Genomic DNA, 22,757 nt, shown 5'->3' with positions numbered 1-22,757 from the left:
TGGTCACATTTCGGCGTCGAGCCTTCGTGTCCGTTCAGCGCGGCCCTACGATCCGAGAGCCGAAACTCTCGGCGAACTCTTACGATCCGGCACCCGACCGGACCTGGACCCTGGGGGAGAACGTGCGTCGAAGCACTTCCACCGTCCGACGCGCCTGCGCGCTCGGCACCACCGCCGCGCTCGTCGTCCTGACGACCGGCCTCGGCATCATGACCGCGACGGCGGCGAACGCCGCACCGGCGGACACGGACGGCTCGACGTCCGCGCCGACCGATCCGACGCAGACGTCGGCCCCGACGACCACGCCGTCGCCGACCGACACACCCGCCCCGACGACGACCCCGTCGGCCACGTCGACGGCCGCGCCGACCGGTGGGTCGACGCCCACGAAGTCGACCGCGCCGACGTTCCCGCTGCTGCCGCACTCGCGCTCCTCGGCTCCGGCTGCCGGTGACGCCACTGATGCGGGCACCACCGCTGCGGTCGCCGCCCCGACCGTGACGATCACGGGCGACGCGAAGGTCGGCTCCACGCTCACCGCCAGCTGGGACGGCTTCGACGCCGACGGCTCGTTCAAGTACCAGTGGCTCGACGCGACCGGTGCTCCGATCTACAAGGCGCAGTCCCAGACCTGGAAGGTCGACGCCGCGTACGCGGGCACGAAGGTCTCCGTCGAGGTGACCGGCGATGTCTCCGGCGTCGTCACCGGCCCGGTCGAGTCGGAGCAGTCGGCCGAGATCACGCAGGACCCGGTGTTCGTCGACGAGTCGGGCACGCCGCTCGACAGCGGCACCGAAGCCGACGAGGACACCTACTACCTCCCGCAGGACGCGACCGCCGGTGAGGTGTTCTCCTACACGTTCCGCGCCGAGGGCTACCCCGCGCCGACGTACCAGCTCGCCTGGTACTACGACGACGAGGAGGACTCGATCGACAACGTCGAGTCGAACCAGGCACAGGCCCAGGCGGACTCGACGCTCGGCTTCGGCTGGGAGGAGGACGGCGACGTCAACGGTGACGGGGAGTACACCCCGGAGGACCAGCTGCCGAAGGGCATCACGTTCGACCCCGCCACGGGTGAGCTGAGCGGCACCGCGACCGAGGCGTCGACGTACGACTTCGCCGTGACCGCCACGAACGGCGACGTCACGACCACGGTCTACGCCGAGCTGACCATCGACCCGGCTGCGGCCTACGGCCTCGCAGCGCAGGCGCTCGACGCCGGCCTCCTCGACGGCGAGAAGGGCTCGGTGTACATCATCCGTCCGGACGGCAGCGTCGTCGGCGTCACCATCGACCCCGACAGCGACGGCTTCTTCGCCGACGACTCCGACCTGGTCGACCACGTCTCGGTCAAGCAGGGCGGCACCCTCCTCGTCTACGGCACACCGGTCGACCGGTTCGGGAACGACATCGACTCGACCGACGACGACGGGAACCCGACCGTCAAGGCGACCGTCACGTCGAACGTCGCGAGCGACGTCGTCAAGCCGTACACCGTGGACGGCGCCGGCGACTTCGGCGTGACGAGCGTCACCTTCCCGCACGCCTCGACGCACCGCCTGACCGTCTCCGCCGAAGCGCTCCAGCCGGTCTCGTTCGACGTCGAGGTCACCCCGACGGTCGCCCCGGCCGTGGCCGTCACGCCGACGGCGACGGGCACCGCCACCCGCGACCAGCTCGCATACACCGGCTCCGACGCGACCGGAGCCCTGCCCTGGGCCCTCGGCCTCGTGCTCGCCGGCGCCGGCCTGATCGGCGCGCGCGCCCTGCGCCGCCGTCACGCCCAGCGCTGACACAGGACGTCTCCCGTCGGTCGCGTGCCCGCGTGACCGACGGGAGGCCCACCCCGGCCCCGTCCCGCCCCTCACGGCGCGACGGGGCCACTTCCGTCACACGGCGGTGTCGCGTCGGTAGCGTGGACGCATGCCGACGCTGCTGCACATCGACTCCTCCGCGGACCTCGCCCACTCCCGATCCCGCGCACTGACCGCGGCGTTCGCCGATGCGTGGCGAGCACGCGGCCCCGAGTACACCGTCGTCCGGCGGGACCTGCACGTCGAGCCGCTGCCCCACCTCGAGAACTCGGCCCTGCACTGGGCAGCGCACGACCGCACCGCGGACGAGGTCGTGGCCCCCGAGGCGGAGGCGCTCCGCCAGGCGATCATCGACGAACTCCTCGCCGCGGACGTCCTGCTCGTCGGCTCGCCGCTCTACAACTACACGGTCCCGTCCACGCTGAAGGCCTGGCTCGACCGCGTGCACATCCCGGGCGTGCTCGTCGGCGATGTGCAGCCCCTCGCCGGCCGCCCGGTCGTCACCGTGGTCAGCCGCGGCGGCACGTACGACGCAGACACCCCCACCGAGGGATGGGACCACGGCTCCCCCGTGCTGCAGATCATCCTCGGCACGGCCCTCGGCATGAAGCACTACCCGGTGACGGTGAGCGCCACCCTCGCCGACCGACTCCCGGACCTCGCTCCGCTGGCCGACCACGCCGCCGCCGAGTTCGCCGACGCGAAGACCACCCTGGAGCGCCTCGCCACCACCGTCGTCTGACCTTCCGGGCGCACCGCGTCACGTCCCGCATCGATCAGGCGGGACGCACCTCGCCCGCGCGCCCGAGCAACGCCGCGTGGTACGCCGTCTGCGTCAGAGCGCTCGCGAGCAGGAACCCCGTCATCGACCCGATCCCGCCGCTGAACGGCACCCGCGCCGCGACCTCGAACAGCGTCGGCTCGTGCAGGGCGTCGAGTGCCTCGGCGACGTGGCGCGAGCGCTCTTCGCGGTGCCGTGCCAGCGTCCGGGCGCGGGCGACGACGTCCCGGAAGCGGTACTCGTGGCCGGGGCAGACCTCGAGGCCGGCGTACCGGTCGAGCCTGCGGAGCGACGCCAGGTAGTCGCCGAGCGGGTTCGAGGCGGTCCGTCCGCCGAGCCCGATCCCGGAGTTGATCCTCGGCAGGGCGTGATCGCCCGTGAAGAGCAGGCCGTCCCCCTCGTCGACGAAGCAGCAGTGGCCGGCGGTGTGTCCAGGGGTGTGCAGCGTGCGGATGTCCCGACCGGCGACGGGCAGAGCGTCGCCGTCCTCCAGCAGCAGATCGGCGTACGGCTCCGTCGTGCGACCGAGTCCGATCCGTCGTCCGCTCCCCCATGCGGCCACGACGCCGGCACGGAGGTCGTCGGGCAGCCCCCACGACGCGATGTCGGCATCGTTCGCGGCGGCGTCGGCACGTTCGTGGCGGAGCGCCTCGACCTCGGCCCCGTGCATGGCGATCCGGGCGCCGGTCGCCCGCCGTACGGCCGCGGCGGCACCGAGGTGGTCGGCGTGCAGGTGCGTGACCACGACGAGCCCGACGTCGTCGAGCGAGCGCCCGATCGCGGCCAGTCCCTCGCGGAGCACGGTGAGGTCGTCGTCGGCGGACCACCCCGGGTCGATCAGGGTCAGCACGCCGTCGGTTCCTTCGACGACGTAGACGAGGGTGGCGTCCGGCACACCGAAGCGGAACGGGACAGCGAGGGTCCAGACGCCGGGGCGGATCTCCTCGGCCGGGGGCAGGACGCCGTCGCGGAGCGCCGCGGCCTGCACGGGACTGGTCGGTTCCGGTGCCGGCGCTGCCGGCGGGGGCACGGTCGTCACGCGCCCACCCTAGCGACGGGCGCCGTCGCGCCGGAGCCGCACCGTGCCTCCAGGCCGGAGCGTCACGCGACGAGGTCGCGGAGCCGGCGCTCCGTGTCGTCGTCAGCCGGCGTGAAGACCACGAGGCGGGTGCCGACGGCGGGGCTCAGCCACGAGGTGGCGAGTTCGAAGTCGAGGCGGCCGACGTCCGAGTTGAGGACCTGCTTGCGCTCGGTCACCGCCTCGGTGACGTCGCGGGAGTCCCACAGGCGGGCGAACTCCTCGGAGGCCGCCCTGAGTCGCTCCACGAAGGCGCGCCAGGCGGGATCGTCCCGGTGCTCGGGCCAGCGTGACCGGAGGCGCGCGACGGACTGGCGGGCCAGCCGGTCCCGGTCGACGAGCGCGGCCTGCCAGTCGGGGTCGGTGAACATCAGCCACACCGAGTTGCGGTCGAGGGGCGGGACGCGGTCGAGGTCGCCGATGAGCCTGCCGTACCCGCGGTTCCAGGCGAGGACGTCGAAGCGGGCGTTCTGCACGCAGGCGGGCCACGGCTCGACGGCGTGCACCAGGCGCAGCGTCGCGGCGTCGACGGCGTGCTCCTCCGCTCCCGTCGGCAGGGACGCACCGGCGAGCGTGAAGAGGTGCGCCCGCTCGTGCCGGTCGAGGCGGAGGGTCCGGGCGACGGCCTGCAGCACCTGCTCGGAGACGTTGATGGGTCGGCCCTGTTCGAGCCAGGTGTACCAGGTCGCACTGATGCCGGCGAGCTGGGCGACCTCCTCGCGGCGGAGTCCCGGTGTGCGCCGCCGTGCCCCGTCCGGGAGACCGACGTCGGCCGGTGTGACGCGGGCTCGCCGCGAGCGGAGGAAGGCACCGAGTTCCACGGCGTCGAGCCTGGTGGTGTCGGTACTGGTGTCAGCAGTGGTCTGGTACCCGGATGTCACGAGCGCGACGCTACTCCCATGACGACCGCGACAGCACCCCGCACGCAGGCTCCCGACACGATCCGGGCCGGCGGCATCCTCGTCCTCCTCGTCGGCCCGTTCCTCGCCGGCCTCGACTTCTTCATCGTCAACGTCGCGCTGCCGACCATCCGCCGCGACCTCGGACCCTCCCCCGCGGCCCTCGGACTCGTGGTCGCCGGGTACGGCACCGCGTACGCCGTCCTGCTCGTGCTCGGCGGGCGGTTGGGCGACGAGTACGGCCGCCGCCGCCTCTTCGTCGTCGGCCTCGCAGCGTTCACCGTGACCTCGCTCGCCGCCGGTCTCGCGCCGACCACCGGGGCGCTGCTCGCGGCGAGGATCATGCAGGGAGCATCCGCCGCACTCATGGTGCCGCAGACCCTCGCGACGTTCCGCGCGGTGATGACGGGGACGGCACGCGGTCGGGCGGTCGCGCTGTACACCGCCGCCGGAGGGGTGTCCTCCATCGTGGGGCAGCTGCTCGGTGGTCTGCTCGTGTCCACGCTGTCGTGGCGGGCGGTGTTCCTCGTGAACGTGCCCGTGGGGCTCGTCGCGCTCCTGTTCGTCCGGCGGGCGGTCCCCCGCTCGCGGTCGGCCGTGCGGGTCGGAGCGGACGTCCGTGGCACCGTCGCGTTCGCGGTCGCACTCGGTGCCCTGCTGGTCGCCCTGGCCGAGGGCCCGGCGAACGGCTGGCCGTGGTGGACCTGGACCGCGCTCGGTGTCTCGGTCGTCGCGGGCGTCGTGCTCGTGCGGTGGTCGGTCGTCGCCGCCCGCCGCGGCGTGTCACCGTTCCTGCCGGTGGACCTCATCCGCGGGGCGGCGTCGATGCGACGCGGACTCCCGACGCTCGTGGTGTTCTTCGTGCTGTTCGGCACGTTCATGTTCGCCTTCTCGATCGTGGCGCAGGACGGGCTCCGGCTCGGTCCGCTCGCCGCCGGGGTCGCGATCTCGCCGGTGATGATCGCGTACGTCGTGTCCTCGGCACGGGTACCAGCGCTCCTGGCCCGCTCCGGCCGCGCGGTGCTCGTCGGCGGGCTCGTCGTCGAGGCCGTGGGGCTCGCGGTCGTGCTGGCCGTCCTGACGTGGGGCTGGCGTGCGCTGAGCTTGCTCGGGACGACGGGTGCGCGTCCCGGACCGGTCGTGCTGCTCGTCGTGCTCGGGGTCGGACTGGCACTCGTGGGGTGCGGGCAGGCGCTCGGCGTCGGGTGCCTCTTCCGGTCGGTCCTCAGCGAGGTACCCGAGGCTTCCGCGGGCGTGGGCGGCGGAGTGCTCGTGTCGGCGCAGCAGACCGCCATCGCGCTCGGGGTCGCAGGGCTCGGCTCGTGCTTCTCGGCGGTGTCGGGCGGCGCCGGCGTGCAGACCGGCGCGGTCGTCATCGGCGTCGTGCTCGTCGTCGGCACCGCGGCGCTCGTCCCGCAGGCACTCCGCCTGCCGACCCCGTGACCGCGAGCGTGGTCCGCCGGACCCGCACCGTGCCTCCAGGCCGGCCGCGCACGCGCCCGCGCGTGGTCCGCCGGACCCGCACCGTGCCTCCAGGCGGACCGCGACCGCGTCTGGGCGCCGGAAGCACACGCAGCGGGACGTCGATCCTGCCGGTGGCCGATCCGCTGCGCGATCCCCGGGGATCGCGCACCGGATCGGCCACGGAACGAACCGATCACTCGGCCCCGCGCGAGTAGACAGGCCGCATGGACACCGCACCGATGCTCGCGAAGGCCGTCCCGACCGTGCCCGAGCCGGACAGCGTGCGGGGCGGCCTGCGATACGAACCGAAGTGGGACGGCTTCCGCGGGATCGTCACGGTCGAGGGCGACGACGTCGAGATCGGCAGCCGCGGCGCCAAGCCCCTCACCCGCTACTTCCCGGAGCTCGTCGAGGCGTTCCGCGAGCAACTCGGCGGGCGGGACCACCCGGTGGTGCTCGACGGCGAGGTGGTCCTGCGCTCCGGCGGCCCCGGCGCCGAGCACCTCGACTGGGATGCCCTGTCGCAGCGCATCCACCCCGCGGAGTCCCGCATCGCGAAGCTCAGCAGGGAGACGCCGGCCCAGTTCGTCGCGTTCGACCTGCTCGCGGTCGACGGTGAGGACCTCACCGACCGATCGTTCGACGAACGGCGGAACCGGCTGGAACAGCTCGGCCGTGACCTGTCCGATCCGCTCTTCGTCACCCGGACGACGCTCGACGTCGACCTCGCCCGCGAGTGGTTCACCACCTTCGAGGGCGCCGGACTCGACGGCGTCGTGGCGAAGCCCCGCGCGCGACCGTACGAGCCCGGCAAGCGGACGATGCTCAAGGTCAAGCACCACCGGACGGCTGACGTCGTCGCCATCGGCTACCGCGTCCACAAGAGCGGGCGCGGGGTCGGATCGCTCCTCGTCGGGCTGTACGACAGCGACGGGGAACTCCGACAGGTGGGCGGCGTCTCCGCCTTCTCGGACCGACGGCGGGTCGAGTTGGTCGAGGAGCTCGAGCCGGTGGTCGTCAGGGACGCGGACGGGAGGCCCGTCACCGGTGACGGGGAACGGTCGCGGTTCTCGTCGGGTCGCGACACGTCGTTCGTCCGGCTGGAGCCGACGCTCGTGCTGGAGGTGCGGTACGACCAGATGGAGGGCGACCGTTTCCGGCACACCGTGCAGTTCGAGCGGTGGCGACCGGACCGCGATCCGGAGTCGTGCGGACACGACCAGCTCGACGTCCCCGTCGCCTGGGATCTCCGAGCAGTCCTCGAGTAACGGTTGTCCTGTCCGATCTCCGCTCCTATGCTCGACTTAGTTAGGCTACCTAGTAACCTCGGGGGCAAGGAGGACACCATGGTCATCGACGGCATCAGCGAAACGCACCGCGGCACGTGGTCGCGCCTGACGCGGCTCAACACGGCGAGCGTCAGCTTGCCGATGCGGACGACGCGGGTGGACGACAGCGCACCGGTCGTCGACGAGCGGAACTAGTCCTTCTCGGTGTTCTTCGCGCGCGACGGTTGGACGCGCGGCGGCTCCCCCGGCATCTTCGGGAAGTCCGGCGGGAACGGCAGTTCGCCCAGTCCGTCGGCTCGGTCCCGCTCCCACCACTCCAGCAGTGGTGCCACATCGCCGGGCTCCTCGTGCATGGTCTTCCACGGGTCGCCGTGCTCGCGCAGCCGCTCCGGTACCGAGCGCACCGTGAACGCCGTCGGATCGACGGAGTCGAGCTCCTCCCACGTGATCGGAGTCGACACACTCGCGTGCGGCAGCGCCCGCGGGCTGTAGGCGCCGGCCATCGTGCGGTCGCGGTTGGCCTGGTTGAAGTCCACGAACACCCGTTGCCCGCGCTCCTCCTTCCACCACGCCGTCGTCACCCGGTCCGGCATCCGCCGCTCGAGTTCCCGTGCGGCGGCGATCACGGCGTGCCGCACGTCGAGGAACTCGTACTCGGGTCGAACCGGCGCGAACACGTGCAGACCGCGGTTGCCGCTCGTCTTGATCCACGCGGTCAGCCCGACCTCGGCCAGCACCTTCCGGAGCTCGTGCGCGACCGGGACGGTGTCGCGGAAGTCCGTCCCGGGCTGTGGGTCGAGGTCGATGCGGAGCTGGTCGGGGTGGTCGGGATCCTCGGCGCGGGAGGCCCACGGGTGGAAGACGACGGTGTTCATCTGCGCCGCCCACACGGCGACGGCCGGCTCGTCGACCACGAGCTGCGGGTGCTGCCGCCCGCTCGGGTACGTGACCTCGACGTCGCGGACGTACGGCGGCGCGCCCTTCGGCGGGTTCTTCGAGAAGAAGTCCTCGCCGTCGACGCCGCCCGGGAACCGCTGCAGCGAGATCGGTCGGTCGCCGTTCGCCCGGACGAACGCGTCCCCGACCGCGACGAGGTACTCCGCGAGCTCGAGCTTCGTGATCCCCGGCTCGGCCCAGAGCACCCTCGAGGGGCTGCTGATCCGCACCTCGCGGTCGCCGTCCGGCCCCGGGACCGTCAGCGTCGTCGCCTCGCTCGCCATGCAGCGGACCGTACACGGAGCAGGATGGGACCGTGACGGCGTACCTCGGGGTGGACCTGGCGTGGGGGCTCGGCTCGGAGCGGAAGCCCGCGAACGAGACCGGCCTGGTGGCGATGGGAGCCGACGGCAGGATCACCGACGCCGGCTGGGCGCGCGGGGTCGACGCCGTGACCGAGTGGGTCGCAGCGCACCTCGGTCCCCGAACGCTCATCGCCGTCGACGCCTCCCTCGTCGTGACGAACGCCACCGGCATCCGCGAGGCCGAACGGCAGGTCGGGCAGCGCTACGGACGGTGGAAGGTCGCCGCGAACCCGACGAACCTCGCGTCCGCGGCGAGCGCCGGCGCCCGGCTGCTCGAACGGCTGACGACGCTCGGCGTCGGGTACGTCGACAGCACGGCGTCGATGCGGGAGCGCACGGGTCCGGCGGTGTTCGAGTGCTACCCGTACACGACCCTCGTCGGCGTGGAGGAGCTCGGCCACGACGACGAACGGCCCCGGTACAAGCGCCTCGACACGCGGATCCCGGCGGCAGAGGCCCGGGCCCGACGCGCGGTGGCGTTCGACGCTCTCGTGCACCGGCTCCGCACGACACCGCTCGACCCGCCCCTGCTGCTCGACTCGCACCCGCTGACGGCCGGGCTGGCCGAGCCCTCGGGGGTGCACGGGCCGACGCACAAGCACCGGGAGGACCTGCTCGACGGCGCCCTGTGCGCCTGGACGGCCGCGTTCTGGGAGCGGCACGGCGACGGGCGGGTGCAGGTGCTGGGACGTGATCCGGGCCTCCCGGTCGACCCGGCGGAGCCGCCGGACGAGGCGGGCCGCCGGCCCGTCGTGGTGGCGCCCGCCCGCGCGTCCCAGCGGCGCCCCGTCGGTAGGCTGGACGGGTGACGACCACCACCGATCCCCTGCGCATCGGGCTGGTGTCGCTGCACACCTCCCCCGGCGACGAGCCGGGTTCCGGCGAGGTCGGCGGCATGAACGTCGTCGTCCGGCACCAGGCCGAGGCCCTGGCCGACCGCGGGCACCACGTCGAGATCGTCACGCGGCGCTCGTCGCCGACGCAGCCGGACTCGGTGTCGCTCGTGCCCGGGGTGTGCCTGCGCTTCCTCTCCGCGGGGCCGGCCGAACCGGTGCCGAAGGGCGAGCACGACGCGTTCATCGAGCCCTTCCGCGAGGGGCTCGCCCACCTCGGTCCCTACGACGTCCTGCACTCGCACCACTGGTTCTCGGGCGCCGCGGCGCTCCCGGTGGCCCGCGACCGAGGCATCCCGCACGTGCAGTCCTTCCACTCGATCGCTGCCGCCTCGGACACCCCGTTGTCCGAGGGTGAGCGTCCGGAGTCCGCGGGCCGCCCCGCCGGCGAGCAGCTGCTCGCCCGGGAGTCCGACGCGGTGGTCGTGGTGTCGTCGGCCGAGGCGGAGACCGTCCGCGACCGCCTCGGCGGCGACCCCGGCCGGGTCTGGATCGTCCCACCGGGCGTCGACGGCTCGGTGTTCCGACCGGCCGCTGCGGGTGCGCGACGCGCGGACGTCCCGTACGTGGTCGCGGCCGCCCGCGTCCAGCCGCTGAAGGGGCTCGACCTGGCGATCGAGGCGATCGCGGGCATCGACCGGGAGGCCCGCCCCACCCTCGTCATCGCGGGGGACGCCTCGAGCGAGGCGGGCGACTACGTGGCAGAGCTGCGCCGGCTCGCGTCCGAGCACGGCATCGCCGACCGGGTCACGTTCGTCGGTCCGCAGTCCCGGGCCGACCTCGCGTTCCTGTTCCGTGGCGCGGCAGCCGTGCTCGTCCCGTCGCACTCGGAGACGTACGGCCTCGTGGCGCTCGAGGGATCCGCGTCCGGGGTGCCCGTCGTGGCCGCCGCTGCCGGGGGCCTCCGGGAGGCCGTGGTGGACGGCGAGACCGGGGTCGTGCTCGAGTCGCGCGACCCGGGGGTCTGGGCTGCGGAGATCGCGCGCATCCTGACCGACTCCGGGTACGCGGCGTCGCTGGCGGCCGCGGGTCGGGAGCACGCGGAGCGGCTGAGCTGGGAGCGGTCGGCGGCCGGCCTCGAGCAGGTGTACCGCCGGGTCCTCGGGCGGGCGTAGCCCTGTGGCCATGTCGGGCACTCCGGACGGGTCGGGCGCTTCAGGCGCGTGGGGCGCGCCGGGCGTTCCACGGGCGCGGTGCGAGGTTTCGCGCGTCGTGCGGGGGCTTCGGCGTCGCACCGTGCGTGCAACCCCGCGCCGTCGGACGCGCGCGTCGCACGGTGCGAGGTGTTCGTGAACGACGGCGCTCCGTTCGACCGGTTCTGGGCGGCGCTCGACGCGGTACCGGTGGCCCCGGACGCCGAGGCCCTGTACGACGTGGGGACCGCTGCCGGTCGGTTGCGTCGGGCGAACCTCGCCACGTACCTCGACACCGTCGGGCGCTCGGCGACGATGCTGCTCGTCGCCGAGGCTCCCGGGTGGCGTGGCATGACGAACACGGGCGTGCCGTTCACGAGCATGCGGGAGCTCGGGCCGGAGTACCTCGTGCCTCCGGAGCCGAGCGCGCCGTGGGAGGCGTCGTCGCGCGTGGTGCAGGCGGTCCTCGCGGAGTGGACGGGGCCGCTGCCGCTGGCGTGGGCGGTGTTCCCGCACCACCCGTTCGCGGCGCCGGACCGGCTGACGAACCGGACGCCGCGGCCGGCGGAGGTCCGCGCGGGGGCGCCCGTCGCGCTCGCGCTGCTCGATGCCCTGCGGTCGCTCCGGGCGACGCGCGCGGACGCGAGGGCGGGCGGTTCCGGTGCCGGTGTTGGTGCCGACGCGGCCGGGGTTGCGGCCGGGAGTGACGTGCGCGTCGTCGCCGTCGGGCGGAAGGCGCAGGGGGCGTTGGCGCTCGCGGGGATCGACGCCGTCGCCGTCCGGCACCCGGCGCAGGGCGGTGCCGCGCAGTTCACCGCGGAGATGCGGGCGCTCCGCGACGGTTGACGGCGCCCGCTCGTCGCTCGACGGCGACGGCGACGGCGGCGACGAGCGCGCGGGGCGGACCCGCGCGCCGCCGCGCGTCAGGCGGAGCGGACCTCGACGTCCTTCGCGGCGAACGCGTCGGCGACGTGCGCGGGCAGCGGTGCGGCGGCGTACACGACCTCGAGGGCGGGGAGCTCGAGCAGGTCGTCCCAGTTCTGCACGTCGTAGCGGTCGTCGGACCCGTCCCACCCGGGGTGCACGTCCTGGAGCACCTCGAGGTCGGTGTCGACGGTCAGCTCGGTGACCAGCGCGAGGTGCGACGGCAGGAGGTCGAGGTCGTCGTAGTACTCGCGTGCCCGGTCGTCCTGGCCGTCGACCCCGAGGTCCTCGTCGGTCTCCCCCTCGACGTCGCCGTCGTACGGCTCGAGCACGCCGAGGTCGTAGCAGAGCACGTCGAGCACGAGCAGCTTCGCGGCGAAGTCGGCGAACTCGACGGGTTCTTCGGTGGTGTTCGTCTCGGCGTCCATGGACCGGAGCGTAGCGATCGGGTGCCGATCAGGTGTCCGATCGGCGTGGGTCGCACAGGACACGGGCGTGTTGCGATCAGCGGGGAGAACCCTGTGAGACTGGACAGGGTGGTGTCCCCCGGAAGATGGTGGTGCATGGCCACCACCACGAAGGACCGCCCCGCCGCGGAGCAGACCGAGCTCCGGCGGGTCATCGGCCCGAAACTGCTGCTGCTGTTCATCGTCGGCGACATCCTCGGCACGGGTGTCTACGCGCTCACCGGTCAGGTCGCGGCGGAGGTGGGCGGAGCGGCGTGGCTCCCCTTCCTCATCGCGTTCGCGGTGGCGCTCCTGACGGCGTTCTCGTACCTCGAGCTCGTCACGAAGTACCCGCAGACCGCGGGCGCCGCCCTCTACGTCCACAAGGCGTTCGGCGTCCACTTCCTCACGTTCATCGTCACCTTCATCGTGATGTGCTCCGGGATCACCTCGGCGTCGACCGCGTCCCGCGCGTTCGCGGCGAACCTCGGTGCCGGGTTCGGCCTCGAGTTGCCGAACGCCGTCGTGATGCTCATCGGCATGGGCTTCATGCTCCTGGTGATGGCGGTGAACTTCCGCGGCGTCAGTGAGAGCGTGAAGACCAACGTCGTGCTGACGCTCGTGGAGCTGTCCGGTCTCGTCATGGTGATCCTCATCGGGTTCTGGGCGATCGCCGGGGGCAACGCGGACTTCTCGCGCGTCGTGATGTTCGACACCCCGGAGGACAAGACGCTGCTCCTCTCAATCTCGACCGCGACGTCGCTGGCCTTCTTCGCGATGGTCGGCTTCGAGGACTCGGTGAACATGGCCGAGGAGACGAAGGACCCGTCCCGGATCTTCCCGAAGGTGATGCTCACGGGCCTCGGCATCACGGCCGTGATCTACGTGCTCGTCTCGATCTGCGCCGTCGCCGTCGTGCCCATCGGGGAGCTCGCCGGCAACGAGACGCCCCTCGTGACCGTGGTGCAGACCGCGGCCCCCGGCTTCCCGATCGCCGCACTGTTGCCGTTCATCTCGATGTTCGCGGTCGCCAACACGGCGCTGATCAACATGATGATGGCGTCCCGCCTGCTCTACGGCATGAGCAAGCAGGGTGTGCTCCCCGGGTTCCTCTCCCGTGTCTCCCCGGCTCGCCGCACCCCGTCGACCGCGATCGTGTTCACGACGCTCATCTCGCTCGCGCTCATCGGCTGGGTGTCACTCAACCCGGACTCCCCGATCGTGGTGGTGCTCGGCGGGACGACGTCGCTGCTCCTCCTCTCGGTGTTCGCGGTCGTCAACCTGTCGGTGCTCGTGCTCCGACGCGACAGGGTCGACCACCGGCACTTCCGGGCGGGCGTGGTCGTCCCCGTGATCGGCGTGGTCACCTGTGTCTGGCTCGTGCTGCCGTGGTCGTCCGGTCGTGACCCGCAGCAGTACGAGATCGCGGGCGGCCTGCTCGCGCTCGGCATCGTGCTGTGGCTCGTGACGTGGTTCACGCACGGACGCAAGCAGGCCGAGAAGGCACCGACCGGTCTCGTGACCGAGCCGACCGCCGTGCAGCACCAGCCCGACGACGCCCACGACCGTCGGGAGCGCTGACCCGCCGTCCGGACGACACCCGATCGGGCGGGTGCGGTTCTCCAGGAGGTGCACGTACCCTCGTCATGCTCCGAACCGCCCCGCCCGAGAGGACCCCGTCATGCGCCGCGTCGGCATCACGCTCGCGTCGGTGTTCGGCGCGGGCGTCGTCGCCGCGTTCGTCGGCGTCGTGGTGCTCGTCGTCGTCGCGGTGAACTCGCTGTCCGGTGCCGCCCGCTCCGCCGAGGTCGCCGCACCCACGTGCCCGGCGGCGGCGACGAAGACCGTCGGGGGCATCGCCGTGCCGGCCGGGCCGATCGCCGGCTTCTGCCAGGACCGCCTGGTGAACGCCGCGGCCGTGATCCAGGCGGCGAGGGCGCTCGGCATCGGGCCGCACACCCAGGCCGTCGGGGTGATGACGGCGATCGGCGAGTCGAGCCTGGTGAACCTCGACCACGGGGACGCCGCCGGGCCGGACAGCCGCGGGCTCTTCCAGCAGCGCGACAACGGCGCGTGGGGCACGTACGAGCAGCGGATGGACCCCTACACGGCGGCGTCGATGTTCTACGCGAAGCTCGTGAAGATCCCCGGCTGGAAGACGATGACGCCCACCGAGATGGCCCACGCGGTGCAGATCAACGCGGATCCGGGCCACTACGCGAAGTTCTGGCCGGAGGCGAAGGCCGTCGTCGAGGGCCTGACCGGCGAGACGGTCCCCGACACCGCACCGCAGAGCTGACCCCGGCGAGCACGACCGCCGCGTCCGGCACCGCCGCGCCGACCGGCGCGAGCAGCGTCATGCGCCGGCCCCCTCGAGTTCGTCGAGCTCGAGCATCTCGACGCCCCGGTCGTGCACGATCACCTGCCCGCGGAGCCGCACGTGCCGCTCTCCGAACGAGCACGAGACCGCGTCGACCCACTCCCAGTCGACGGCGTGTGCCTGGTCGTTGCCCGGCCGCTCCCACACGACGACGACGTCGTCCGCGCCGACCTGCTCGAGGACGTCGGCGATGAGCGCGGCGAAGTCGTCCACACGGTCGTCCGGTTGGTAGGGCAGGTCGGAGACGGGCAGGAGCAGTGGGATGGGCACGCCCCGTTCGGCGAGGAAGACGACCCAGCACTGGCGGGTCAGCGGGCGACCGATGAGCGTGCGGACGAGGTCGAGGACGTCGCCGTCGGTCCGGACGGGTTCGTCGGTGAGGCGGTCGATCATGTCGGTGTCTGGCATGAGCCCAGCGTCCCGCCGCGCGGCGCCGCAACCAGGCTCCAGGCGGACAGTTGTGGACAACCCCACGGCATCACGACCGTGTGCAGGAGGACGTCAGATCCCGCGCGTGACCGCCGCGTCCACCAGCAGCCGGCAGGCGAAGTACACGGCCACGATCGCCGTGATGCCCACCAGCGGGACCGGCCACGCCATCCGACGTCGGACGATCCGGAACACCGCCCACGCGATCACGATCAGCGCGACGACGCCCACGAGCACCGGCCCGACGTAGACCACCGCTCCCCCGAGTGTGGCGTTGCAGCTGTTCCCCGGGGCGTTGCACGAGCCGAACATCAGCGAGAGGAAGACGATCGCCCACCCCGCGACCAGGGCTTCGAGGACCAGCGCGACCAGCAGCACGACCGAGGCGACCACGTCCGCGACGCGGCGCCCGCCTGCCAGGGGGTGTCGTGCCTCCCGGCCGGTCCGGACAACGGACCCACCCGTCGGGCCGGTCGACGCACCATCGGGACCGGTCGACGCCCCATCGGGACGGACCGAGGCCCTGCCAGGGTCAGGCGTGCGCGCCGCCGTACCCATGCCGGTCACGACCGCTGTCCGCGGGTCGACCAGAGGGCGGCGGCGATCAGCAACGGCTGTCCGAACAGGCGGCCGATGCGCTTCGCGTCGGTGTCGAGACCGAACGCCGACCGGCGGTTGAGCCACTGCGCGACGTTGCCGGGGAAGACCGCGACGAAGAACCACGCGGCGATCGTGCCGACGCGACGCCGGGCCGAGCGCGGTGCGAGGAGCAGCGCTGACCCGAGCCCGACCTCCGCGACGCCGGAGCCGAGCACCACGGCATCGGTGTCGAGCGGGAGCGACTCGGGCACCTGAGCGCGGAAGTCCTCCCGGGCGAACGTCAGGTGCGAGACACCGGCGAACACGAGGAAGAGTCCCAGCAGGACCCGGAGGAAGGAGCGCATGCCTCCATCGTGCTCGTCGGGCAGCCCGGACGCCCGGCGACCGGCGGGAGTCGGACACATCCGTCGAGCGCGGAGGACGGCGGGCGGGGCGCTGCCGGGGTCGGTACGGTCGGGTGCATGGCTGCAGACGCCCGGGACCACGAGCCGCCCGCCGCTCTCGCGACCGTGGCCGTCGTCCTCGCCCCGGTGTCGTTCTACCTCGGCTTGTTCCTGCCAGCGGAGGGCACCGCGAAGCACCTCGTCCTCGGCACCGTGTTCGCCGTCGTCGGCGTGCTGTGTGCGTGGCGGGCGATCCGCATCGCCGGGCGTCGGCGGGCGGTGCGCGTGTGGTCCTGGGTCGGGGGCGTGGTGTGCCTGCTCGGGCTCGTGATGCTCTACTGGCAGGTCCTCGTGCTCGTCACGGGCGGGGCGTTCCCGCCGCCGTTCTGGTCGCCGTACGCGCACCGCTGACCGTCGCTTCCGCGAAAACGACAGAACGCCGCCGCGCGACGGCCAGGATCTGTCGCTTTCCGGGGGCGGTCGGCGCCACCGTCGCGCGATCTGTCACCAGCAGGCAGCGCCCCGCGCCCGGCGCGCCCGAGCACCGGCCTGGAGGCTCGGGTCGGGCCCGCACCGCGCCTCCCGGCCGCTGCTGGGTCACCACCCGGACACGTGACCAACGTCGTTCAGCCCGGTCACGCGACCCGCACGCCTGCGGCGCGTCACCAGCCGAAGGTGCCCGCACCGCCCTTGAACGGACCGACGACGTCCGAGGTGATCCAGCCGCCGTAGAAGTCGCCCTCCTGGGCCTGGACGACCTCGCCGCCGACCTCGCACGAGTCCATCGCCGACGGGTAGATCGCGACCCGGTCCCGCAGCTGCTCGTAGCCCGGCTCCGGGGTCGGGTAGTTCCACGCAGCACGTGGGGCCACGATGCCACCGCCGCGCACGTCGAAGTACCGCGCGCGGCCCTTGAACTCGCACATGCTCGACCCCTCGGCGGGCACGAGCGTGCCCTCCGTGAGGTCGGCGACCGGCAGGTAGTACACCGGCGGGTGCGAGGTCTCGAGGACCCGGACGGCATCGGTCGTGTCCGCGACGACGACCCCGCCGAGCCGGACGACCACGCGCTTCGCGACTGCCTCGACTGCGGGTGGGCGGGGGTAGTCCCACACCGACTCCTGGCCGGGTCCGGGTTCGATCCGCTGTGGTCTGCGCATGCCCCCGTTCTACTGCCGTCGGTCCGGAGTCCGCCGAGAGGTGCAGAGTGGGCGGATGACATCGACGTCACCTCGAGCGACCCTGTTCCGCCGGAAGCCCATCGACACGATCGAGGACGAGGCCGGCGACGAGGGCGGCCTCAAGCGGCACCTCGGTCTCTGGCAGCTCACCGCGATCGGCATCGGCGGGATCATCGGCGCGGGCATCTTCACCCTCGCCGGCACGGTCGCACACGGGGTCGCGGGCCCCGCAGTGCTCATCTCGTTCCTCGTGGCCGGTGTCGCGAGCGCCGCCGCCGCGCTGTCGTACGCCGAGTTCGCGGGGCTCATCCCCAAGGCCGGCAGCGCCTACACGTACGGCTACGCGGTGCTCGGCGAGATCGTCGGGTGGTTCATCGGCTGGGACCTGCTGCTCGAGTACACCGCGATCGTCGCCGTCGTCGCGATCGGCATCTCCGGGTACGTCGGGTTCCTCGTCGGACAGTTCGGCGTCGACCTGCCCGCCTGGATGCTCGGAGCACCCGGCACCGGCGACGGGCACGTGATCGACGTCTTCGCGATCATCCTGTGCCTGCTGACCGCGTTCGTCCTCACGCGGGGCATCCGGAGCGCCGCGCGGTTCGAGCTCGTCGCCGTCGGCATCAAGGTCGGGCTCGTCGTGCTCATCGTCGTCCTCGGGGTGTTCCACATCAACAGCGCGAACTACCAGCCGTACTTCCCGTTCGGGTTCGGCGGCGTGATGACCGGCGCCGCGACGGTGTTCTTCGCCGTGTTCGGCTACGACGCGATGTCGACCGCGGCCGAGGAGTCCGTCGACGCCCGCAAGCACATGCCGAAGGCGATCCTGCTGTCGCTCGGCATCGCGATGGTCCTCTACGTCCTCGCCACCCTCGTGCTCACCGGCATGCAGCAGTACACCGACATCGACCCCGCCTCCGGGTTCTCGTCGGCCTTCGCGTCGGTCGGGCTCGGCGGCGTGGCGAACGTCATCGCGATCGGCGCCATCGTCGGGATCATCACGGTCCTGCTGACGTTCATGCTCGGGGCGTCCCGCGTGTGGTTCTCGATGAGCCGCGACGGGCTCATGCCGAAGTGGTTCGCGCACACCGACCCGAAGCGGCACGTGCCCACCCGCGTCACGTGGATCATCGGCGTCGCAGCGGCAGTCCTCGCGGGCCTGCTGCCGATCGAGATCGTCGCGGAGCTCACGAACATCGGGATCCTGCTCGCGTTCGTCGTGGTGTGCTCGGCCGTGATCGTGCTCCGCTACCGGCAGCCCGACCTGCCCCGCACGTTCAGGCTCCCGTTCATGCCGGTCATCCCGGCGATCGGGGTCATCGCGTCGCTGTGGCTCGTGACGTTCCTGCAGTGGGAGACCTGGGTGCGGTTCGCGGTGTGGTTCGCGATCGGGCTCGGGGTCTACCTGGGGTACTCGCGGAAGCACAGCAAGCTGGCGGCGTCGGAGGGCGCTGTGGACGGCGGCCGCTGAGGGCACGCCCGCACCACAGGTCGTGCGCGCCGCCCGCGCGCCCTTCGCCCGCGCCGCTCGCGCGCCGTTCGTGCGCGCCGCCCGCGGGCCGTTCGCCCGCGCCGTTCGCCCGCGCCGCTCGCGCGCCGTTCGTCCACCCACCGCGGATACTGCGTTCGGGCCGCTACGGTGCGTGCCGCCCCGCTTACCCTGCTGCCGGAGGACGGCATGACCAAGGCAGACCCGAAGGAACACGAGACGAGCGACGACTTCGACGTCGTCGTCTCCACGACGCTCCACCCGGACGACGAGCACGTCATCGGTGAAGCACTGGACGGCGACTTCATCGCCTCCCGCCAGCGCCCGGGGTCGGAACGCAGCGCGACGTAGGCAGGCGCGGGTGCCGCGGGCGGGTCAGCCCTCGCGCCGGTGCTTCCCCTGCGCCGCCGACGGGTCGGCCATCGGGTGCGACCGGAACCACCGCAGCAGCTCCCGCGACCGGCTGCGGTCCGCGCTCCGGTCCCCCTCCGGCAGGAAGTCGCTGAACCCCTCCGGCGGCTGCGTGCCCTGGTCGCCGCGGTCGTACGCCATCGACCAGTCCGGGAAGCGGCGGGTGTGGATCGACTCCTCCGCGAGGAGCACGACGCTGTCGTGTCGGTCGTCGTCGAGGATCCGCCGGTACGTCGCCATCACCTGGTCGTACGGCCCCTCGAGGAGCTGCATGAACCGGCCACCCCGGGCCACGAGGAGCCCGGTCAATCCCTCCTCGGTGTTCCGAGCGCGAGCGTGCTCGAGGACCGCGTCGAGTTCGGCGTCGTCGAACGGGGTCGTGGCCGAGCTCATGTAGACGAGGGACTGCAGCATGGGGTCGATCCTGCCCTCGTTCGGCGCGCGGCGTCTCCCCCAGAACGGGCCGGACGGCGTGCCGCGGGTGCGCGGCGCGACGAAACGGGACGTCGGTGGGTGCTGGCACGATTGACGGGTGCCAGCCGCCCCGATGATCGACGCCGTCGACGTCATCCGCTTCGTCGGACCGCAGGCGTTCGGTCGTGCCCGCGACGTCGTTCGCGCAGGCCTGGTCGACGACGCCACCTGGCACGACGACGACGGCACGGTGACCGCGACGGTCTCCGGCACCGCCGACGACCCGTACGACGTCCGCATCGAGACCACCCCGGCCCGCGGCGAGTTCATCCGTCCGGTCCGCAGCTCGTGCTCCTGCCCCCTCGGTGGCGACTGCAAGCACGTCGCCGCCGCGCTCCTGACCGTCAACGCCCGCTCCCTCGCAGCGGCCGCCGGTCCGAAGACGCAGGCCCCGGCTCCGCCGGCACCGGACTGGAGGCACGAGGTCGCCCGCCTCGCCGGTGACACCGAGCAGGCGGTCGCGCCGCAGGGCACCCCCATGGGCCTCCAGTTCGAGTTGCGCGACGCGGTCACGGCGCGGTTCGCTGCGCGGGCGCGCGCGGCCGGTCGTTCGTTGCCCGCGGCCTCGCGGACGGTGCGGCTCGGCGTGCGGCCGGTCACCCGGAGCGACGCGGGCAACTGGGTCCGCGGGCAGCTGACCTGGAGCACGCTGCCGTACTCCCAGAACCGGCTCGGACTCACACCGGAGCAGCACGCGTGGTTCCTCCAGCTCGCCGCGCTCCACCGTGCCGGGGCGCTCGCCGGCCTTCCGGGTGAGAGCGACTGGATCCACCTCGACGACTTCCAGAGCCCACTGCTCTGGCCGCTGTTCCGGCAGGCCGAGGGGCTCGGGATCGCGTTCGTCACCGGTAAGCAGGCGACCGGCGTGACCCTCGGGTCCGAGGCTCGTGTGCTGCTCGACACCGCGCGCTCCGAGGACGGGCTCGTCATCGGAGCGAGTGCGGTGATCGACGGACGTCCGGTCGTCGCCGGGGCGGCACGCACGATCGGCGACCACGGTGTGTACGCCTTCCGCGAGAGCCCGGCGTTCCAGGTCGCGCTGGCCCCCACCCCGGAGCCGGTGCCGGAGGACCAGCGGCGCATGCTCGTCGAGGGCGCCCGCATCACCGTGCCCGAGGCCGAGGTGTCCGAGTTCCTGGCCGACTGGTCCCCGCGACTCCGTGGGGCCCGCGGCCTCGTCAGCTCGGACGGCTCGGTCAAGCTGCCGGAACGCGGTGCGCCCGAGCTCGTGCTCACGGCGACGTTCGAGCCCGCCCGGGCACCGCGGACGGACGACCGCGTGCACCTGCAGTGGCGCTGGCACGTCGACGGCCGGAAGGACCCGGTCGCCCTGCACGGTCCCCTGCCCGACCTCACCGGGGTCCGCGCCGCCGACGACGCCCCGGTCGGTCCGGGCGGGGGGCTCGACTGGTTCGCCGACGGGGTGATCGACGGGGCCGATGTCGCGGTGTTCGCGAACGAGCTGCTCCCCCAGTTGAGCGCGCACGGCGTCCGCACCGTGGTGCAGGGCGAACGGCTCGACTACGAGCGGCTGAGCGGTCGGCCGAACATCCGCGTGACGACCATGCCGTCCGAGAAGCACGACTGGTTCGACCTCGGCATCATCGTCAGCGTGAACGGCAAGGAGATCCCGTTCACGCCGTTGCTCCGAGCACTCGCGGGGCGTGCTCGGCGGCTCAAGCTCGTCGACAACTCGTACCTGTCCCTCGCCGACCCGGCGTTCGACCGGCTCAAGGAACTCATCGACGAGGCACGCGACCTCGGCGAGTGGGAGCCCGACCAGCCGATGACGGTCACTCCGTTGCAGGCCGGGCTGTGGTCCGAGTTCGACCAGCTCGCCGACGAGACCGCCCACGACGAGCGGTGGCAGGTGATCGCGGCGGGACTGCTCGGTGCGACCCCACCCACCGACACCCCGGTGCCGGACACGGTGCACGCGGAGCTCCGGCCGTACCAGCACGCCGGGTACGCGTGGCTGTCCTTCCTCCGCTCACACGGGGTCGGCGGCGTGCTCGCGGACGACATGGGTCTCGGCAAGACGCTCCAGGTCCTCGCCATGATCGCCGCTGCCCGCGCGGACGAACCGGACGGCAAGCCGTTCCTCGTCGTCGCGCCGACCTCGGTCGTCGGGAACTGGGCGTCCGAGGCTGCCCGGTTCGTGCCGTCGCTCCGGGTGTCGACCGTGACATCGACGTCCCTGAAGGACCCGACGCTCGTCGCCCGCACGGCCGCGGACTCCGACGTCGTCGTGACCTCGTACGCCCTGCTCCGGCTCGACGCCGCCGCGTGGTCAGAGCAGTCGTGGTCGGCGCTCGTCCTCGACGAGGCGCAGTTCGTGAAGAACCCGCAGTCGCAGATCCACCGCGTCGTGACGGACCTCCGCGCACCGGTGAAGTTCGCGATCACGGGCACGCCGCTCGAGAACGGCCTGACCGACCTCTGGGCACTCTTCCACGTCGTGGCGCCGGGGCTGCTGTCGTCGTGGACCCGCTTCGGCGACGACTACGTGAAGCCGCTCGGGTCGCCCGACCTCCGGGGCGACGCCCGACGCCAGCTGACCGAGCGGCTCCGACGACGCATCCGGCCGCTCATGCTCCGGCGGACGAAGGAGAGCGTCGCCGCCGACCTCCCGCCGAAACAGGAGCAGGTCGTCCGGGTCACGCTCGACCCGGCGCACCGAGACCTCTACGAGACGACGCTCAACCGCGAACGGCTCAAGGTCCTCGACCTCATCGACGACCTGCCCCGCAACCGCATGATCGTGTTCCGGTCCCTGACGCTCCTCCGGATGCTCGCGCTCTCCCCCGCCCTCGTGCCCACCGCCGCGCCGTCGGGTGACCTCGACGCGCCGGCCGAGGTGTCGGACATCCCGTCGGCCAAGCTCGACCTGCTGCTCGACGAACTCGACCAGCTCGCTGCCGAGGGCCGGCGGGCACTCGTGTTCAGCCAGTTCACCTCGTTCCTCCGGATCGTCGCCGAGGCGCTCGACGCCCGCGGTCTCGGGTACGAGTACCTCGACGGGTCGACGCGCCGCAGGCCCGAGGTCATCGACCGCTTCCGGAACGGCACCGCACCCGCGTTCCTCATCTCGCTCAAGGCCGGCGGCTTCGGGCTCACCCTGACCGAGGCGGACACGGTCTTCATCCTCGACCCGTGGTGGAACCCCGCCGCCGAGAACCAGGCCGTCGACCGCACGCACCGCATCGGCCAGACCCGGTCGGTGAACGTCAACCGGCTCATCGCGGAGGACACCATCGAGGCGAAGGTCCTCGCCCTCGCCGCGAAGAAGGCCGAGCTGTTCGCCACGATGATCGACGACGACGCCCTGTTCGCCGAGGACCTGTCCGCCGACGACATCCGCTCGCTGCTCGCCTGACACAGCACTCGG

23 protein-coding genes are annotated in these 22,757 nt (G+C 72.6%); 14 read left to right on the top strand and 9 right to left on the bottom strand.

What is annotated here, in order from left to right; genetic code table 11:
* Positions 1-122: 122 nt before the first annotated feature.
* On the top strand, positions 123-1,796 hold the full coding sequence (locus ABC270_RS08445; RefSeq protein ID WP_412880373.1) for a putative Ig domain-containing protein: 1,674 nt from the start codon (positions 123-125) through the stop codon (positions 1,794-1,796).
* A gap of 130 nt (positions 1,797-1,926) precedes the next feature.
* Positions 1,927-2,559 (top strand): FMN-dependent NADH-azoreductase, encoded by a 633-nt coding sequence (locus tag ABC270_RS08440; protein WP_412880372.1) that lies wholly within the window; start codon positions 1,927-1,929, stop codon positions 2,557-2,559.
* Positions 2,560-2,593: 34 nt separating this feature from the next.
* Here the strand turns inward: ABC270_RS08440 and ABC270_RS08435 are convergent, their stop codons facing one another.
* On the bottom strand, positions 2,594-3,637 hold the full coding sequence (locus tag ABC270_RS08435) for an MBL fold metallo-hydrolase (RefSeq protein WP_412880371.1): 1,044 nt from the start codon (positions 3,635-3,637) through the stop codon (positions 2,594-2,596).
* A gap of 62 nt (positions 3,638-3,699) precedes the next feature.
* The gene (locus ABC270_RS08430) at positions 3,700-4,557 is read right to left on the bottom strand and encodes a helix-turn-helix transcriptional regulator (protein WP_412880370.1); all 858 of its coding nucleotides are present in this window, start codon (positions 4,555-4,557) and stop codon (positions 3,700-3,702) included.
* A gap of 18 nt (positions 4,558-4,575) precedes the next feature.
* On the opposite strand from ABC270_RS08430, the gene ABC270_RS08425 reads away from it, so the two are divergent.
* The 3 genes from ABC270_RS08425 (at position 4,576) to ABC270_RS08415 (ending at position 7,523) form a co-directional block, all read left to right on the top strand.
* Positions 4,576-6,018 (top strand): MFS transporter, encoded by a 1,443-nt coding sequence (locus ABC270_RS08425; protein ID WP_412880369.1) that lies wholly within the window; start codon positions 4,576-4,578, stop codon positions 6,016-6,018.
* 245 nt (positions 6,019-6,263) lie between these two features.
* The gene (locus ABC270_RS08420) at positions 6,264-7,307 is read left to right on the top strand and encodes an ATP-dependent DNA ligase (protein WP_412880368.1); all 1,044 of its coding nucleotides are present in this window, start codon (positions 6,264-6,266) and stop codon (positions 7,305-7,307) included.
* Positions 7,308-7,385: 78 nt separating this feature from the next.
* Positions 7,386-7,523, top strand: a complete 138-nt coding sequence (locus ABC270_RS08415; protein ID WP_412880367.1) for a hypothetical protein — start codon at positions 7,386-7,388, stop codon at positions 7,521-7,523.
* Here ABC270_RS08415 and ligD read toward each other — a convergent pair.
* On the bottom strand, positions 7,520-8,548 hold the full coding sequence (ligD, locus tag ABC270_RS08410) for a non-homologous end-joining DNA ligase (protein ID WP_412880366.1): 1,029 nt from the start codon (positions 8,546-8,548) through the stop codon (positions 7,520-7,522). The two genes, ABC270_RS08415 and ligD, sit on opposite strands and share 4 nt — an antisense overlap.
* A 32-nt stretch (positions 8,549-8,580) precedes the next feature.
* Here ligD and ABC270_RS08405 point away from each other — a divergent pair, with 32 nt between their 5' ends.
* The 3 genes from ABC270_RS08405 to ABC270_RS08395 all read left to right on the top strand — a co-directional run bounded on the left by ABC270_RS08405 (position 8,581) and on the right by ABC270_RS08395 (position 11,501).
* Positions 8,581-9,438, top strand: a complete 858-nt coding sequence (locus tag ABC270_RS08405) for a DUF429 domain-containing protein (RefSeq protein ID WP_412880365.1) — start codon at positions 8,581-8,583, stop codon at positions 9,436-9,438.
* A complete protein-coding gene (locus ABC270_RS08400) occupies positions 9,435-10,637 on the top strand; it encodes a glycosyltransferase (protein WP_412880364.1) in 1,203 nt (400 codons plus the stop codon). Before ABC270_RS08405 ends, ABC270_RS08400 begins: the two co-directional genes overlap by 4 nt.
* Before the next feature lie 168 nt (positions 10,638-10,805).
* Positions 10,806-11,501: a uracil-DNA glycosylase gene (locus tag ABC270_RS08395; RefSeq protein ID WP_412880363.1), complete on the top strand. Its 696-nt coding sequence runs from the start codon at positions 10,806-10,808 to the stop codon at positions 11,499-11,501.
* A 77-nt stretch (positions 11,502-11,578) separates the two neighbouring features.
* Here ABC270_RS08395 and ABC270_RS08390 read toward each other — a convergent pair whose 3' ends face one another.
* Entirely contained in the window at positions 11,579-12,007 is a 429-nt protein-coding gene (locus tag ABC270_RS08390; RefSeq protein WP_412880362.1) for a DUF6892 domain-containing protein, read from the bottom strand.
* A gap of 135 nt (positions 12,008-12,142) precedes the next feature.
* Here ABC270_RS08390 and ABC270_RS08385 point away from each other — a divergent pair, with 135 nt between their 5' ends.
* Positions 12,143-13,606: an APC family permease gene (locus ABC270_RS08385; RefSeq protein ID WP_412880361.1), complete on the top strand. Its 1,464-nt coding sequence runs from the start codon at positions 12,143-12,145 to the stop codon at positions 13,604-13,606.
* A gap of 100 nt (positions 13,607-13,706) precedes the next feature.
* Complete coding sequence (locus ABC270_RS08380) at positions 13,707-14,324, top strand: hypothetical protein (protein WP_412880360.1); 618 nt, start codon at positions 13,707-13,709, stop codon at positions 14,322-14,324.
* A 57-nt stretch (positions 14,325-14,381) separates the two neighbouring features.
* Here ABC270_RS08380 and ABC270_RS08375 read toward each other — a convergent pair whose 3' ends face one another.
* The 3 genes from ABC270_RS08375 to ABC270_RS08365 form a co-directional block, all read right to left on the bottom strand.
* Positions 14,382-14,813, bottom strand: coding sequence for a hypothetical protein (locus tag ABC270_RS08375; RefSeq protein ID WP_412880359.1), 432 nt, complete (start codon positions 14,811-14,813; stop codon positions 14,382-14,384).
* Between the two features lie 93 nt (positions 14,814-14,906).
* Positions 14,907-15,227, bottom strand: a complete 321-nt coding sequence (locus ABC270_RS08370) for a hypothetical protein (protein ID WP_412880358.1) — start codon at positions 15,225-15,227, stop codon at positions 14,907-14,909.
* Positions 15,228-15,397: 170 nt separating this feature from the next.
* The gene (locus tag ABC270_RS08365; RefSeq protein WP_412880357.1) at positions 15,398-15,778 is read right to left on the bottom strand and encodes a DoxX family protein; all 381 of its coding nucleotides are present in this window, start codon (positions 15,776-15,778) and stop codon (positions 15,398-15,400) included.
* Between the two features lie 117 nt (positions 15,779-15,895).
* Between ABC270_RS08365 and ABC270_RS08360 the strand changes: the two genes are divergently transcribed.
* A complete protein-coding gene (locus ABC270_RS08360) occupies positions 15,896-16,228 on the top strand; it encodes a hypothetical protein (RefSeq protein WP_412880356.1) in 333 nt (110 codons plus the stop codon).
* 251 nt (positions 16,229-16,479) lie between these two features.
* Here ABC270_RS08360 and ABC270_RS08355 read toward each other — a convergent pair whose 3' ends face one another.
* Positions 16,480-16,977: a DUF427 domain-containing protein gene (locus tag ABC270_RS08355; protein ID WP_412880355.1), complete on the bottom strand. Its 498-nt coding sequence runs from the start codon at positions 16,975-16,977 to the stop codon at positions 16,480-16,482.
* Positions 16,978-17,032: 55 nt separating this feature from the next.
* Between ABC270_RS08355 and ABC270_RS08350 the strand changes: the two genes are divergently transcribed.
* Entirely contained in the window at positions 17,033-18,466 is a 1,434-nt protein-coding gene (locus tag ABC270_RS08350) for an amino acid permease (protein ID WP_412880354.1), read from the top strand.
* Between the two features lie 207 nt (positions 18,467-18,673).
* The gene (locus tag ABC270_RS08345) at positions 18,674-18,835 is read left to right on the top strand and encodes a hypothetical protein (protein ID WP_412880353.1); all 162 of its coding nucleotides are present in this window, start codon (positions 18,674-18,676) and stop codon (positions 18,833-18,835) included.
* Positions 18,836-18,859: 24 nt separating this feature from the next.
* Here ABC270_RS08345 and ABC270_RS08340 read toward each other — a convergent pair whose 3' ends face one another.
* Positions 18,860-19,309: a BLUF domain-containing protein gene (locus ABC270_RS08340; RefSeq protein ID WP_412880352.1), complete on the bottom strand. Its 450-nt coding sequence runs from the start codon at positions 19,307-19,309 to the stop codon at positions 18,860-18,862.
* A 118-nt stretch (positions 19,310-19,427) separates the two neighbouring features.
* On the opposite strand from ABC270_RS08340, the gene ABC270_RS08335 reads away from it, so the two are divergent.
* Complete coding sequence (locus ABC270_RS08335) at positions 19,428-22,745, top strand: DEAD/DEAH box helicase (protein ID WP_412880351.1); 3,318 nt, start codon at positions 19,428-19,430, stop codon at positions 22,743-22,745.
* The last annotated feature ends 12 nt before the right edge of the window (positions 22,746-22,757 follow it).

The organism is Curtobacterium phoenicis (assembly GCF_047238015.1).
Lineage (GTDB): Bacteria > Actinomycetota > Actinomycetes > Actinomycetales > Microbacteriaceae > Curtobacterium.
Note: the sequence above shows the minus strand (reverse complement) of the source record. Positions and strands in the feature narration are given on the sequence as shown.